Raw genomic sequence first — 15,791 nt, forward strand, 5'->3', positions numbered from 1 at the left:
CCGTCAGGCACGCAACGATTTGTGGTAGCGTTCGGTCGCGTACCTATCGGCACGCCGTAGCAGATGTGGTATACCGTGTCTTCTACCGACGCTACGCTGTTGAGCCCCTAACGGGGCGAAAAACAACGCGGTTCATTGATGAAAATCACTTTAGACTAGACTGCCCGTTTATAATTTCACTTCCCGGCTCGGTAAATAGCCAATCCGGTGGGCCACCACCCGCAGCGAATCGCCCGGTTGAACGGGGATCGGCTTTCCGGCATAAACCTGCCAGACGTTGAGCTGGTCAGCACCCCGATTCAGCACATACCCGATTGAAGCCCCCGGCGTGGCGCAGCGAAGGGCGACGGCATTTCCCGACTTTACCAGCTCAGGATCAGCGGTTTTGGGCGGTTCGGAATTCCCGTTCCACATCTGTTTCAGCATTTCCGCTTCAGACATGGCCCCTTTGTCGCCCACGTTTTTCAGCCAGGCATCCATCTGTGCGCGCAACTCCCGCAGTTTGGCCCGGTAAGCAGGCTGGGTGGCCAGATTGGTAAACTCGTTCGGATCGGTCCGGGTATCGCACAATTCTTCCTCCGGTTTCGTTTTCCGAAACCACAGTTGTTGCGTCGCATTCAGTTTCCCTTCCTCCTGCAACTGCAGCAATTCCTTCATCATCGGAATGCCCCGCCGGTAGTTGATGTTCTGGTAATACGGTTTTTCGGGCATGTAGTTGCGGTAGTACTTATACCGTCCATCGCCCACCGCCCGCACCCGGTCGAGTTCGGTATCCATACGATCGCGACCCGCAAAAATGTATTTCCGGGGTGTTGCGGCTTTTTTCGGCCCTAAAAACGCCTGTCCCTGCAAATAGCCCGGCAGGGGAATATTCGCCAGGGAAAGAACCGTGGGTGCCAGATCGACAAAGCTAATGAGTTGGTCATCAGTACTCCCGGCCGGTTTGGAACCCTTTACGCGGAATTTTTCCGGAATCCGGACAATCATCGGCACACGCAGTCCCCGGTCATACACCTCCCGTTTGACGAAAGGCAGACCGTCGCCGTGGTCGGAATAAAAGAAGATGATGGTGTTGTCATAAAGCCCGTCTTCCTTCAACTGCTGCAGGATCGTTCCCACGATGGAATCCATGCGCATGACGTTGGACAAATGCCGGGCAATGTCGCGCCGAACGGTTTTGGTATCGGGATAATACACCGGTACGGTTACGTCTTCCGGCCGAACCAGCAGCGTTTCCTTGTCCCGCGCCCAGATCTGCGACTCGTGCGTGATTACCAGATTAAAAATTGAAAAGAAGGGTTTATGGGCCGGGCGGTTTCGCCAGTGGGCTTTCCGGCTGCTCTCATCCCACACCGTCACGGGCGGCACAAACTGGTAATCCTGCTTTTCATTGTTTGTGGTATAATACCCCGCTTTCCGCAAATATTCGGGGAAGCAACGCACCTCCGCGGGCAGCACGGCGGAATACGATTTGACCGGCGACGATTTGTGGGGAAATGGATCGGCCTGGAGCGTTCGCATGTGCTGCGTTCCGATCGAGGTCTGGTACATGCCCGTGATGAGAGCCGACCGGCTGGGCGCACACACCCCGGCGGTGGAGTATACCCGCGAATATCGGACTCCCTCGGCCGCCAACCGATCGAGGTTCGGCGTTTTTACCACCCGATCGCCGAACGCACCGAGGTGGGGCGACATATCCTCGCAGGTGATCCAGAGAATATTGGGCGGCTCAGGCGTTTGGTGGGCCGGGCGCAACACCAGTCCCAAACCGGAAAGGCTGACGAGGACAAAAAGAGCAAGGGTCGAGAAGTTTTTCATGGGAGGAAATCAATCATCAATGCAAAATGATAAACGCCAAATGCAAATGTATTCCGCAATCAGTCACTTTTATAGGTAGCGTTTATCATTTTGCATTGATGATTCTCAATCCATTCCAATAAACCCTGGAAAAGAATTCTCCCCATCCCTAGAAAAACCGGCGAAGGTTCCTTTCTTGCAAACGGAGAAGAACGGTCACCAACCTGTAATCAAGTACGCAACATGAATTCTTTCTGGAAACTTACCGGCTCCCGCGCCCTGGTGACGGGCGGAACCAAAGGCATTGGCGAAGCCATTGTAAACCAATTACTGGAACTGGGCGCGGAGGTGTTTATCGTGGCCCGCGACAATGATGTATTGCAGCAAAAACTGGTTGAATACCGGCAGAACGGCTTTTCGGTCGATGGGCTGGCCGCCGACATCAGCCAGCCGGGGGCGGTGCAGCACGTGGCCGAAACCGTCCAAAACCGCTGGGGCCGTCTGGATATTTTGATCAACAATGCCGGTACGAACATTCGAAAACCCACCACAGAGTATTCAACAGACGAATTCGATCTTCTTCTGAACACCAACCTGCGGGCCGGATATGAACTTTCCAAAGCGGTTTATCCACTCCTGAAAGCGTCGGGAAAAGGCAGTATTGTGTTTGTTTCGTCGGTATCGGGCCTGACGCACACCAGCAGCGGTTCCATTTACGGCATGACCAAAGCGGCACTGCACCAACTGGCGAAAAACCTGGCCGTCGAATGGGCCACGGATGGCATTCGGACCAACGTGGTCGCGCCCTGGTACATCTACACGCCCCTGGCCGCACCGGTGCTCGATAATCCCGAAAAACTGGCAGGCATTCTGAAACGGACGCCGATGGGTCGCGTCGGAAAAGTAGAAGAAGTAGCCGCCACCGTCGCTTTTCTGTGCCTGCCCGCAGCGGGTTACATCACCGGTCAGACGATTGCGGTGGATGGCGGGATGACGGTTTGGGGGATGTAGTTTACGGTATTCGGTTTACGGTATTCGGTGGCTGACGCGTTCTTAAGCATGCGTCAGCCACCGAATACCGTAAACCGAATACCGTAAACTGTAAACCGAATACCGTAAACTTTATTTATCCAGAACTACGACGTCGTTGATCAGGTAGTTTCCTTTGTCCGTCGTCAGGTTGTAGACTTTGTCAACCGTACGAACCGTATTCTGAACGGTGGCCACCTTCCAGGCCGACACGGTGCGGGTAGCGCCGTCGAAGCGGTACAGCACGTCGCCGTTGCGCAGGTCACCCAGTTTTTTCGCACCGGTTGCAGTTTGAACGGGGTGGTTGGCAGTGGCTTCCAGCAAAACCGGCTTGGTCAATGCTGCCGTGTTGCTGGCCGAAAGGTCCTGAACCGGCGTCATCCAAACCCCGGCGATGGCCAGATTGGGTTTCGCGTGGATGGTCACTTCCTGCACCCGCGCCGGAACCAGCAGCCGGGTTTTGGCATCGTAGGCCATCACTTCATCACCGGCTTTGACGTCCTGAATGGCTTTGGTCTGGCGGTCGGCCAGGGTCACCACGGCGTCGGCCGGGAAACAGAAATTGTATTCTTCCTTCTTCTTGTCACCGCCTTCTTCCTTCGCACCGCCACCCCCCATCAGTAGGGCCATTTCGCGGGAGAGTACAAAACCGAGTGCCGACATCAAACCAGCTTCTTTTTCGCCCACATACTTCAGATCGTCGATGTAGGCATCCCAGGCTTTGCGGTCGGCACTGGCACCGGGAATGACGAACGGTTTGGTTTCTTTGGTTTTTCCATTTTCATAGATCGCCAGCAAACCCAGTTCTTTGGTATCGGCCGCCGTGAAAACTTTGTACAGATAGATTTTCCGGGGAATCCCATCGCTGTAATTGAAAACATAGGCCGGGCGTTCTTCGTAGCGATCCAGAATGAAATCACCGGATTTGAAATAGGTATCTTTTTCCAGATTCCCAACTTTGATGGCTTTGACGGCTTTCAGTTGATCCAGCGACATGCTGGCGGTTTGCGCCCAAACACGGGAAGAAACCAGTTGCGCGATGATCACACAACAGACAAGCAGACATGTACGAAGTAGGTTAGTTTTCATGGTAGATCGTTATTCAACATTCGTTATTCACTAGTCGATATTTCTTATTTTCTCAGGTAACCCGGTTATTTCTTCGTGTACTCGCCAACGCGGGCGTGCAGCGAATCGACCACGCGCCGGGCGGAGGTGAACGCGCCCGCCATCCAGGCCGTCAGATAGGTCGTATGCTCCCCGGCAAAGTAAATGTTCCCATCCGGTTCGAGCAGCGACGGATAGTATTTTTTCCGTACGGCATCGTCATACAGCGCCCAGCCGCCTTCGTTGTACGGGATTTTCTGCCAGGCCAGGGAAAACGAGTTCTCAAACTCCTGCGGGTATTGCGGATGCAGTTTGTAGCCCTGCTCCAGCGCCATTTTTTCGCGGGCGGCCAGCGACATGTCCCCCACGGCGCCCGCCCGGGCATAAAAATTATAATACCCGATCAACACGCCTTTCTTACCCATCAGACCGAACGACGGATACCAGATTTGGTTGATATCCATGTTGGTACGGGAAATTCCGCCGTAAATCGCATCATCTTCTTCCCAAAACCGCCGTTTGAATTGCAGGCCGATTTTACCGGTTTTCATGTAGGGAATAAAATCCGCCGACCGTTTGACCATCGGTGACAGATCGGACTCAATCTTTTTCAGAATGGGCAGCGGCAACGTACAGACGCAGAACTCCGCCGTCAGCTCGGTCGGCTTGCCGTCTTTCTGATAAACCACCCGAACACCATTTTCTGTTTTTCTCAACTCTTTCACCGGCGCATTGAACTGGATTTTTCCGGTCAGCTTTTTCTCCAGGGCCTTCGGAATCGCATCCATACCACCTACGGGTTGCAGCAGCGTCGAGTGCTGCTCGAACGTGTAATCGCCGTTGTTGTAAAAGACCGGTTGCATGTAGCCCGAACGCAGGTATTCTGTCAGGCCATACGGGTCTTCGAGATCACCGGGCATCGAACCAGCACCAGGCATCGTTTTGTAGCCCCGGCGGTTGGTGCCTTTGTAGAGCTTGCCGGTATTTAAATCGCCTTCATTTTTCAGAAAGTCGATCAGCTTTTCAACGTCTTCTTTGGTCAACTGTTGGTCGAGCGACGATTGATCCAGGGCTTTCGCCAGCAACTCGCTCGTGTAGCCCCGCAGGTCACTGTGGTATTCCCGGATGCGCATCCGTTTGTTGGCCAGCGCGCCCGTTCCGCCGTCGTTATAGAGCCAGGCCGACTCGTTGGAGCCATTGAAAATCTCGAGCGGCACGCCCAGTTCACGGCAATATTGCAACGTCAGTTGGTGGTTGTGGGGAATCCGGGCGGCTCCGCCGTTAAAGTATTGACCGTCAACAAACTTGCAAACCTGTTCGGCTCCGCCAACTTCCGTTTCCTTTGTTCCTCCGCGCACCGTCCAGACCCGGCCACCGGAACGGCTGCGGGCTTCGAGCACCGTGCAGTCGTAGCCCAGTTTGCCAAGTTCGTAGGCTGCGGTCAAACCGGCCAAACCCGCCCCCAGAATCACCACTTTGCGGGCTTTTCCGTCTTTCAGGCCATTGACCGGCAAATCAAACGCTTCGGCAGGGGCTGGTTTCAGCAGTCCCCAGGCCAGCAAGGTAGCATACGTCGCTCCGGTTGATTCAATAAAATTACGTCGGGTCATCCTTAATCAGTTAAGAATTATGAGTTATGAGTTAAGAATTTAAAAACCGCGTCAGTCAACCGTACAAGTCACCAACTCTTCACTCATCACTCTTCACTCTATCAGGCAATTTTCTTGAAGACATCCATGAAAAGGCCCATTTCGTCGACAGTGCCGATGCTGACGCGGCAATAGGGCTGGGCGTTGTGTTCGCGGGTTGAGGTCAGAATGCCGTTGCCAAACATCTCCTTTTCGAAGGTTTTGGTTTTCATCCGAATCGGAAACAGGACGAAGTTTGCGTACGAGGGAACGTATTCGTAGCCCTTCTCTTTCAGGCCTTTATAGAGCAATTCGCGGGCTTTTTCATTTTCAGTGCGGCAAAAGTTCTGCCATTCCAGGTCCTGGTAGCTGGCAATACCGGCTTTCAGGGTGGTAACACTCGGGTTCCATTCGCCCCGGGAATAGTTCTGAAGTTCAGTCAGGAATTTTTCGGGACCAATGGCGTAGCCCAACCGCAAACCGGCAAAACCGTGGATTTTGGAGAACGTCCGGGTCAGGAAGATGTTGTGACCCTCGGCCACGAGTTTCGGCAGCGCCGGGCGGTCTTCGGGTTTCAGAAAGTCGATGTAGGCTTCGTCGATGAATACCGGAAGTTTCGGCGAAACTTCCTTGCAGAAAGCCACCAGTTCGGCCGCCGGAACCACCGTGCCGGTCGGATTGTTGGGGTTGCAAATGTACACCAGCTTCGTATCCGGCGTGATTTTCGCCTTCATAGTCGCCAGGTCGTAGCGGTATTCTTTCGTCAGCGGAACGGCTTCGATTTTGGCACCGAACTTCTTGGCGCATCCCAGAAAATCGTCGTAGGTAAACTGGCTGGTCAGGATGGTTCCGCCCGCGCCTTTGGCCGCGCTGCCGGCAAAATAAACCGCCATCGCCGTCAACAATTCCGACGACCCGGCTGAGAGCATGATATTTTCGGGTTTAACCCCTTCACGGGCGGCAATCAGTTGTTTCAATTCCTGGCCTTCGAACATCGCATACCGGTTGCTGGTTTCGACGGCTTTCAGGATGGCGTCTTTGGCTTTTTGGGAAATCCCGTGCGGGTTTTCGTTGAATGCAATGCGGGCCTTTAGCTTAGGCATTTCCCGGCCCAGTTGAGCAAACTCATCGATGAGGGTTTGTTCATGCAGGGCATTGGCGGCAACCGGGTTCCATACCGCCCGACCCAGTGCGGTCCGGCTCAGGGATAATCCGGCGGTAAACAGCGCACCGGTGCGTAACAAATTCCTGCGGGTGATGGGGTGATCCATGATTTCGTAGAGTTGGTAAGTTTTTGTACTAAACTACGATAAGATTTTATTATTTCCGAATAAAGCCAAATCCAATTTCGTCATTTCAAAAATAGTCAAAATTTCCAAAATGCTTTCTGAATGAAAGTAGATTTATATTCTTTTTATAATAATTCCTACTTTATACTTAAAAAATAAGCTTGTTTTATCGTAAAAATTATAAAATTATCATAAATGAGTTTATTTTTAAACTTCTACCGAATCGGGTATTTGGGCCTCAAAATGCGTAGTTTCCCCGAAAAAGTGCGTAGAAAGATTTAGTACCGCAGTCAGAAAAATGCCGAATATTTGATATACTTACCGCCTACTCAAAAAGCGTATCCACCGACCCGGTTTTCAGCGACATAACCTAAAATTTTTCCGGAATGAAACTTACGATTCAGGATTTGAATAAGACCTATTCAAATGGGGTCAAAGCCCTGCACGACGTCACCCTGACCATCCCGCAGGGCATGTTTGGGCTGTTGGGGCCGAATGGCGCGGGCAAGTCCTCACTGATGCGCACCATCGCCACCCTGCAGGAAGCCGACAGCGGCCAGATTCTGCTGGAAGATACCACCTTCGGAACCATCGACGTGCTTCGTCAGAAAGACAGCATCCGGCGGGTTTTGGGCTATCTGCCCCAGGAATTTGGCGTATATCCGAAGGTGTCGGCCGAAACCATGCTCGACCACATTGCCAGCCTGAAAGGCATCAGCAACAGCCGGGAACGCAAACTGATCGTCGAAGCCCTGCTCGAAAAAGTGAATCTGGCGCACGTCAAAAAGAAAAATCTGGGCACGTTTTCGGGCGGGATGAAACAGCGGTTTGGCATTGCCCAGGCCCTGATTGGCAACCCCAGCCTGATTATTGTCGATGAACCCACCGCCGGTTTGGACCCCGCCGAGCGCAACCGTTTCCACAACCTGTTGTCGGAAATCGGTGAAAATACGGTCGTCATTCTCTCGACGCACATCGTAGAAGACGTCACCAACCTCTGCTCCGACATGGCCATCATCAGCCTCGGCAACGTCATCGCCCAGGGGCACCCCGCCGACCTCGTGGCCGCCATTCAGGGAAAAATCTGGCGCAAGATCATCGAAAAACCCGAGTTGGACAATTACAAGGCCAACCACCAGGTCATTTCGACACAACTCAAGGGCGGAAGGACCCAGATTCACATTTACAGCGACAGTCCGCAACTCGGTTTTGAACCCGTCGAAGCCGACCTGGAAGACGTCTACTTCTCCAAAATCACCAGCCACCAGGAAGTAAGAGTGATGAGTTAAGAGTGAAGAGTTCAAAATTAAAAATTCAACGCGTCGCCAACCACTCGGGCGGCCAACTCTTAACTCATCACTCTTAACTCATTACTCTCTATGTTTTGGAACATCTTTACTTTTGAACTGACCTATCGGCTGAAGCGTCCGGCCACGTATTTATATGGCCTGCTCCTGTTTTTATACGCTTTTCTAATCCTGATTTACGGCAACGGCCCGGCTTCTGAAAAAGCGAACGTCAACTCGCCCTACGCCATTTCGTACCTGCTGATTCTCATGAGTGTTTTCGCCACCATGATGAGTTCGGCGGTGATGGGCGTGCCGGTTTACCGCGACATCGAACACAACACCCGCTCCTACTTCTTCTCCTACCCCATCAGCGAACGCGGCTACCTGCTGGGGCGGTATCTGGGTTCATTTCTCATCCTGATTGCCATCATGAGCTGTGCCTGCGTCGGTATTGTGCTGGGGTCGCTGCTGGGACCGGTATTGAACCTGGCCGACAACGTGGAACGCTACGGCCCGATCCGGCTGTGGGATTACGTGCAGCCGATGCTGGTTTTCGTCATTCCGACGATCTTTTTTACGGGAAGTCTGTTTTTCAGCCTGGTGGCGCTGACCCGCAACGTATTTGTGACCTATGCCGGGAGTCTGCTGCTTTTCATCGGGTATTTGCTGGGCATTACGCTGGCGTCGGATCTGGAAAACAAGGACATTGTCGATCTGCTCGATCCGTTTGCGCTCAATACGTTCACGAACGCGACCAAATACTGGACGCCCGCCGAACAGAACGAACTCCACGCCGGGCTGGAAGGCAATGTACTGCTGAACCGGTTGTTGTGGGGCGGAATTGGGTTGGCGACCCTGCTGTATACGGTTTTTCGGTTTGATTTTCAGCGGTTTCTGGCCATCAAACTGGGTAAGAAATCGAAAGCCGACGGGGTTACGGAAAAAGCAAAACCGCTCGCTACGCTGCCCGTGGCCGAGAAAATCTATTCCACCAAGGCGTATCTCACGCACCTGTTCCGATTGACGAAACTGGAATTCGGCAACATCATCAAAGACGTTTATTTTCTGGTCATTTTGATGGGGGGCGTGTTGTTTCTGTTTCTGGATGGCTGGTTTGCCGACCAGATTATGGGAACGCGCTCGCTGCCGACGACCTATTACATGATTGAGGTAAAAGACTTCGATTACATTCTGTTTGTCTTTATTCTCATTATTTTCTACACCGGCGAGAGCGTTCACCGCGACAAAGCCGTTCGGTTTGATAACATTGCCGACGCGCTGCCCGTCCCGAACTGGGTGACCTACGGATCGAAGTTTCTGGCCCTGGTCGGCATCTGTTTTCTGCTGGTCAATCTGGTGATTGTCAGTGGCGTGTTGAACCAAACCGTCAAAGGGTATTTCCAGTATGACTTCAACCAGTACTTTACCGATCTCTACCTGATCGAGTTTCCCGAATACCTGCAACTGCTGATGCTGGCTTTTTTTGTCCACATTATGGTCAACAGCAAGTTTACGGGTCACATCATCACGATCGGAATCTGGGTTGTGCTGATCGCGCTGCGGAATTTTGCGGAACTGGACTATAACCTGTTTTTCTACAGTTACACGCCCGGTTACCGGATCTCGGACATGAACGGTTTCGGGCATTTTCTGAAACCGCTGCTCTGGTTCAATCTCTATTGGCTGGCGTTTGGCTTTGCGCTGTTGATCGTCGGCAATCTGTTCTGGAACCGGGGTTCGGAAGGCGACCTGAAAACCCGCTGGCGATTGGCTAAACTGCGGTTCACCCGCTTGCCGCTGATGGCCCTGGTCGTTTGTCTGCTCATCTTTGTGGGTTCCGGCATCTGGATTTACTACAACGTCAGCGTGCTGAACAAGTACCAGACCGCCGACGAAACCCGGGAATTGCAGGCCGAGTACGAGAAAAAATACAGCCGCTACGAACGCGTCGCGCACCCGAAAATCACGGATTTAAAAGTAAAAATCGACCTCGTGCCGGAAGAACGACGCGTGACGGCCAACGGTATTTTTACGATTGTCAACAAAACCGCCCGCCCGCTCGATTCGCTGCACCTGCTGTTCAGTTCGCCGGAATACAATCATCCAAAAACCAAAACGCTGCTGATCGACGGCAAAAACCCCAAAATCCTGCTGAAAGACACGGTTTTCCGGTATTACATCTACCAACTGCCCCGAACCCTCCAGCCCGGCGATACGGCCCGCATGGAAGTCACGATTACGGCCCAACCCAGAGGATTCACCAACAGCGGCTTAAACCGGGAACTGGTCTACAACGGCACGTTTTTCGATACGGGCATTTTCCCGACCTTTGGCTACAACCCCAACGGAGAGCTGACCAGCGACAAATACCGCAAAAAATTCGGTTTGCCCATCAAGCAATACCAGCAGCCGCCCTACACCGATGCCTGGGGCCGCAGCAATTTTCTGTTTACGCAGGACGGCGACTGGATTACGTTTGAAGGCACCGTTAGCACCGCGCCCGACCAGATTGCGATCATGCCGGGGTATCTGCAAAAGGAATGGTCGGCCAACGGACGCAAGTATTATCACTACAAAATGGACGCGCCCATCGCCTATTTCATGAACGTCAGTTCGGCCCGCTATGCCGTCAAACGCGATGTCTGGAAAGGCCCGGATGGAAAAACCGTCAACATCGAAGTGTATCACCACCCCGCGCACGGCCGCAACATCGACCGGTATGTGAATTCGGTGAAAGCATCGATGGATTATTACAACCAGTATTTCAGCCCGTATCAGTTCCGGCAAATGCGGATTATGGAGTTTCCGCGCTACGCCGGTTTTGCGCAGTCGTTTCCGAATACTGTGCCCTATGCCGAGAGTTTCGGCTGGGTGGGCGACTTCCGCGATCCCGACAAAACCGACTATGCCTATTACGTGACCGCGCATGAAGTGGCGCACCAGTGGTGGGGCCATCAGGTGATGCCGAGCAACACGCGGGGCGCCAACCAGATTTCGGAGTCGATGGCGGAATATGCGTCGCTGATGGTGCTGAAAAAGACCTACGGCGACAACATCATGCAGTCGCGTCTGAAATACAGCCTCGACCGCTATTTGCGCGGTCGGTCGTCGGAAGACAAGTTTGAGGAAACCCTGCTCGACAACGATACGCGGGCGTACGTCTGGTACGACAAAGGCTCGGTGGTACTGTTTGCCTTGCAGGATTACATCGGCGAAGAACGGCTCAACCGCGCTTTCCGGGACTATGTGGAGAAAGATGCTTTTCAGCAAAAAGCGCCCTTTACGACCAGCCGCGACTGGTATCGCTACATCAAAGCCGCCACGCCCGACTCCCTGCACTACTTCTTGACCGATAATTTCGAAAAAATCTCTCTTTACGAAAACCGCATCACGGAAGCCAAAGCCGAGCCGCTGAAAAACGATCAGTACAAAGTGACGATGACCGTGCAGACCAAAAAGCTGTATTACGACAAGGCCGGAAAAGAAACCGGGGTAGGCAAAACCAAAGACCTGATCGAGATCGGCATTTTCGCAGCCGATGCGAAAAACAAGAAAGGCATGACGGAAAAGGTGCCGCTCTATCTGAAAAAGCAGTGGTTAGCGCCGGGGGTTCATAAACTGGAATTCGTGGTGAAAGGCAAACCCGCCAAAGCAGGTATCGACCCCTACAACAAGCTGATCGACCGGGTGTCTGACGACAACGTGAAGCCGGTGGATTAAGAGTAATTGTATCGCAGAGTTAAGCGGAGAATATCAGAGGGCAGCAGAGTTTTTTTCTCTAATAAACTCTGATATCCTCCGCTCACTTCTGCGATACAACAACCTTCATCACAAGCCCTTCTGTCCGGCAATCTAAAAATCACGCCCGTGATCTGAGCCGGTAAAATAGACAATTGAATGCCTGAATTATGCACTTCAGCGTGCTTCCTCTATAGTGCTGGTTGTTTTGGAATCTACTTTACAGATTCAATCTTTTTATTCACCAAACAACAAAAGCATGAGGAAACTAAATCAGCGTTTTCGAACCGGATTCCTGTATTCACTGCACTGGCTTTTTGCCGGGTGGCTGGCCATTTCGGTGGCCGAAGCCCAGTCCATCAGCAAACAGATCATCGTCGACCAGTTTGGCTGGCGACCATCGGCGAAAAAAATCGTCGTGTTTGCCAACCCGGTTAATGGCCAGAACAACGGCTCGCCCTACACGCCGGGCAGTCAGTTTCAGATTCGTCGCTCGTCTGACAATTCGACGGTATTGACGGGAAATGTAACCATCTGGAACAACGGAAATCTCCACACCGACTCGGGCGACAAAGCGTGGCACGGCGATTTTTCGAGCCTGACCACGCCCGGCCAGTATTACGTCTACGACCCGGCGAACAACCTGCGTTCGTACGAATTTGAGGTGCGCGATGACATTTACGCGGCCGCCCTGAAGGCATCGGCCCGGACGTTTTACTACCAGCGCTCCGGCACGGCCATCCCGGCGCAGCACGGCGGCAACTGGACCCACGGCCCGGCCCATACGCAGGATGCCAACGCCCTCTTGTACACCACGTCGGCCCAGGCCGGAACGCAACGAAACGTAACCGGTGGCTGGTACGACGCCGGTGACTACAACAAGTACATCCCGTTTCTGAGCAGCACGATGTGGAACCTCATGGTTGGTTATGAACTCCGGCCCTCGGCTTTCCCCGACAACACCAACATTCCGGAGTCGGGCAACGGCGTACCGGACCTGCTGGACGAGTTGAAGTGGGAGCTGGACTGGATGCTGCGGATGCAGGCCGACAACGGCGGGGTCCATAACCGGGTGACGGTGACGAGCTACGACAACGGTTCCGATGATCCGGCAACGGATGTTCAGCCCCGGTATTACACGGCGATAACCACCTGGTCGACAGCCACATTTGCGGCCATCACCGCCCATGCGGCCCGGCTTTACGGGAATTACGGCGGTCAGTATCCGGGTTACGTCAATACCCTGCGCGCGGCTTCCGAAAAAGCCTGGACCTACCTGGAAGCCAACCCGACGATGCTGCCCGCTTCGGGAACCGACGGCGCTTCAACGGCGGCTGCCGATGCGGGTTCCAACGCCAACGACGACAAACGCCGACGGGTTGCGGCTGCGGCCGAGTTGTTTGCCACCACCGGAACGGCCAAATACAAATCGTATTTCGAAGCCCATTACAACGACGTGAACGGTACGAGTGAAAACGGTTTTCATCCGTTCTCGAACGGTAATCTGGATGCCTCCCTGTGCTGGGAACTCAACCGGGCCTATTACGTTTATGCCAAAGCTTCCGGCGCTACGCCCGCCATTGTCACGGCGATCAGGGACAAGTTCAAAAGTACGATGGACTGGCCCCTTGAATCGTATCACGCGCAGAAAAGCGACCCCTACCTGGGTTTTATGTGGACCGGCCACTATTCCTGGGGCTCCAATTTGCAAAAGGCGCTGTGGGCGATTCTTCCCCTACTGGCGGTCGATCTGAACGTCAATCCGGCCAAAAATGCGCTCTACCAGGAAATTGCGGAAGAGTACCTGCATTATTTCCACGGACGCAACCCGCTCTCCTGGACCTACCTCAGCAACATGGGCAGCCGGGGAGCGAACGCCGGAGCCGAAAACAGCGTCGATGAGTTTTACCACAGTTGGTTCCGGGATGGTTCGGCGCGCTACGACGGGGCGTCGTCGCAGTTCGGTCCGCCACCCGGTTTTCTGGTGGGTGGCCCCAATGTGTATTACGGCGGCTCGTCAGCTCCTCCGAAAAACCAACCGGCCATGAAAGCATACCGCAACTGGAACACCAGCTACCCGGAACCTTCGTGGGAAATCACGGAACCGGCCATCTACAACCAGGCGGGGTATACGTTTCTGGTGGCGTATTTTACCAGTCCGGGCGGAACTACGCCCCCACCGGTGATTTCAGCGTCGAGCAACAGCCCGGTTTGCAGCGGACAAACCCTGAGTCTGGCCGTGGCCAACGCGCCAACGGGGGCCACTTTCCTCTGGAGCGGCCCGAACGGTTTTACCGCAACGGTGGCGAATCCGACCCTCCCCAATGCCGGGACGGCCGCTTCCGGGACGTACTCGCTGACCGTGACGCCTTCCGGTGGAACGGCGCAAACGGTGACGACCACCGTCACGGTCAACGCCCTGCCCCCGGCATCGGCTTCGAGCAACACCCCCGTTGCGGCTGGTCAGACGCTGAATCTGACAGCCGCCGGGGCTGGCAACGGAGCGAGTTATAGCTGGAAAGGGCCGAATGCGTTTGTCAGCACCCTTCAAAACCCGTCCATCGCGAACGTCACGACCACAGCCGCCGGAACGTATACACTGACCGTTGGAAGCAATGGCTGCCAGGCAACGACGACGACCGTGGTATCTGTAACGGGAACCAATCCGGGTCCGGAACCAGCTTCGCTCCTGATTTATGACGATGCGCTCAAAACCGGCTGGGTCGACTGGTCGTGGAGCATGACCCGGAATTACAACGCGACCTCGCCGGTTTACAGCGGAACCAAATCGCTTTCTCTCCAGAACACGGCGGGCTGGGGAGCCTTGTATCTCCATGCCGAAACCGCAGTTTCGTTGAGTACGTACCCGAGTCTAAAGTTTTGGGTACACGGTGGCCCCAATGCCGGGCAGCGGATGCAGGTGGTAATCAACAGCAGCGGATCGTATGAATTTACGCCCAAAGCAAACCAGTGGACCCTGATTACGGTGCCTTTCTCCGCCTTCGGAAACCCGGCGACTTTGCGGGATATTTTCATCCAGGACGTTACCAATTCAGCTCAGGCTGCGGTTTACATCGACCAGATGCACCTGGTTTCGTCCGGCAGCACCACGCCCCCGCCAACCGATCCCTTACCGGGCGGTTTGCTGATTTATGACGACGCCCTGAAAACGGGCTGGCTCGACTGGTCGTGGAGTATTTCGCGGAATTACGCCAACGGCACCCCGGTGAAAGCCGGCAACAAATCGCTGGCGTTGCAGTATACAGGGGGCTGGGGCGGTTTATACCTCCATCCCGAGTCCGCCGTTCCGCTGGCTTCGTATGCCCAGCTTCAGTTCTGGGTACACGGCGGCCCCACGGGCGGGCAGCAGTTCAAGGTGACGCTCAATAGCAGCTCGCAGGGGTACACGGTTCGGCCAACGGCCAACGCCTGGACGCTGGTGACCATTCCCCTCACGAACCTGGGCAGCCCGGCCACCCTGAAAGATCTCTATTTTCAGGACACGGGCGGAGCGACCCATTCGGTTTTCTACGTGGACGATCTTCAGCTTTCAGCGGCTTCTTCGTCGGCCCGGCTGGCCACGGCGGAACCCGACGGCAAACCGGTGGTGCGGGTGTATCCGAACCCGGTCGACCGGCAACAAACAACCCTTATGGTGTCGTTGAGCGGTTTTCGGACGAATGAAGCTGTCGAGCTGAAACTAACCGATTTGCAGGGACGCGTCCTCCGGCAACGACCGGTAACGGTTTCGACGACGGCGTATGCCTTCCCGGTGGGTCAACTGGCACCGGGCAACTACCTGCTTTCGGTGCAGGGCGAAACGACGTTGATCACCAAAAAGGTTGTGGTTGAGTAAGGACCGGAACTACTGCATGCGGAACGGGAGCAAGCGACGGTTTGCTCCCGTTTTTGTT

At 54.2% G+C, this 15,791-nt stretch carries 8 protein-coding genes; 4 read left to right on the forward strand and 4 right to left on the reverse strand.

Translation table 11 applies throughout. From position 1 onward, the window contains the following. Positions 1–168: 168 nt before the first annotated feature. Positions 169–1,818, reverse strand: coding sequence for a sulfatase (locus FH871_RS26990; RefSeq protein ID WP_138994525.1), 1,650 nt, complete (start codon positions 1,816–1,818; stop codon positions 169–171). Between the two features lie 222 nt (positions 1,819–2,040). Here FH871_RS26990 and FH871_RS26995 point away from each other — a divergent pair, with 222 nt between their 5' ends. Continuing rightward, positions 2,041–2,808, forward strand: a complete 768-nt coding sequence (locus FH871_RS26995) for an SDR family oxidoreductase (RefSeq protein WP_138994526.1) — start codon at positions 2,041–2,043, stop codon at positions 2,806–2,808. Positions 2,809–2,919: 111 nt separating this feature from the next. On the opposite strand, the gene FH871_RS27000 is transcribed toward FH871_RS26995, so the two are convergent. From FH871_RS27000 to FH871_RS27010, 3 genes are all read right to left on the reverse strand, one after another. Beyond that, positions 2,920–3,915, reverse strand: coding sequence for a Hint domain-containing protein (locus tag FH871_RS27000; RefSeq protein ID WP_138994527.1), 996 nt, complete (start codon positions 3,913–3,915; stop codon positions 2,920–2,922). Positions 3,916–3,980: 65 nt separating this feature from the next. After that, positions 3,981–5,543 (reverse strand): flavin monoamine oxidase family protein, encoded by a 1,563-nt coding sequence (locus FH871_RS27005; RefSeq protein WP_138994528.1) that lies wholly within the window; start codon positions 5,541–5,543, stop codon positions 3,981–3,983. Between the two features lie 101 nt (positions 5,544–5,644). Then, positions 5,645–6,832: a histidinol-phosphate transaminase gene (locus FH871_RS27010; RefSeq protein ID WP_138994529.1), complete on the reverse strand. Its 1,188-nt coding sequence runs from the start codon at positions 6,830–6,832 to the stop codon at positions 5,645–5,647. 404 nt (positions 6,833–7,236) lie between these two features. Between FH871_RS27010 and FH871_RS27015 the strand changes: the two genes are divergently transcribed. The 3 genes from FH871_RS27015 (at position 7,237) to FH871_RS27025 (ending at position 15,733) form a co-directional block, all read left to right on the forward strand. After that, a complete protein-coding gene (locus FH871_RS27015) occupies positions 7,237–8,139 on the forward strand; it encodes an ABC transporter ATP-binding protein (protein WP_138994530.1) in 903 nt (300 codons plus the stop codon). 90 nt (positions 8,140–8,229) lie between these two features. Continuing rightward, complete coding sequence (locus FH871_RS27020; protein WP_138994531.1) at positions 8,230–11,859, forward strand: M1 family aminopeptidase; 3,630 nt, start codon at positions 8,230–8,232, stop codon at positions 11,857–11,859. Between the two features lie 277 nt (positions 11,860–12,136). Further along, positions 12,137–15,733: a glycoside hydrolase family 9 protein gene (locus FH871_RS27025; RefSeq protein WP_138994532.1), complete on the forward strand. Its 3,597-nt coding sequence runs from the start codon at positions 12,137–12,139 to the stop codon at positions 15,731–15,733. Positions 15,734–15,791: the final 58 nt, after the last annotated feature.

Origin of the sequence: Larkinella sp. C7, from assembly GCF_006149005.1 — a bacterium.
Lineage (GTDB): Bacteria > Bacteroidota > Bacteroidia > Cytophagales > Spirosomataceae > Larkinella.

What these genes read in the sequence shown, in the direction of transcription:
- FH871_RS27015 (WP_138994530.1), top strand. Translation starts at nt 7,237, where the DNA reads ATGAAACTTACGATTCAGGATTTGAATAAGACCTATTCAAATGGGGTC.
- FH871_RS27025 (WP_138994532.1), top strand. Translation starts at nt 12,137, where the DNA reads ATGAGGAAACTAAATCAGCGTTTTCGAACCGGATTCCTGTATTCACTG.
- FH871_RS27000 (WP_138994527.1), bottom strand. Translation starts at nt 3,915, where the DNA reads ATGAAAACTAACCTACTTCGTACATGTCTGCTTGTCTGTTGTGTGATC.
- FH871_RS26995 (WP_138994526.1), top strand. Translation starts at nt 2,041, where the DNA reads ATGAATTCTTTCTGGAAACTTACCGGCTCCCGCGCCCTGGTGACGGGC.
- FH871_RS27010 (WP_138994529.1), bottom strand. Translation starts at nt 6,832, where the DNA reads ATGGATCACCCCATCACCCGCAGGAATTTGTTACGCACCGGTGCGCTG.
- FH871_RS27005 (WP_138994528.1), bottom strand. Translation starts at nt 5,543, where the DNA reads ATGACCCGACGTAATTTTATTGAATCAACCGGAGCGACGTATGCTACC.
- FH871_RS27020 (WP_138994531.1), top strand. Translation starts at nt 8,230, where the DNA reads ATGTTTTGGAACATCTTTACTTTTGAACTGACCTATCGGCTGAAGCGT.
- FH871_RS26990 (WP_138994525.1), bottom strand. Translation starts at nt 1,818, where the DNA reads ATGAAAAACTTCTCGACCCTTGCTCTTTTTGTCCTCGTCAGCCTTTCC.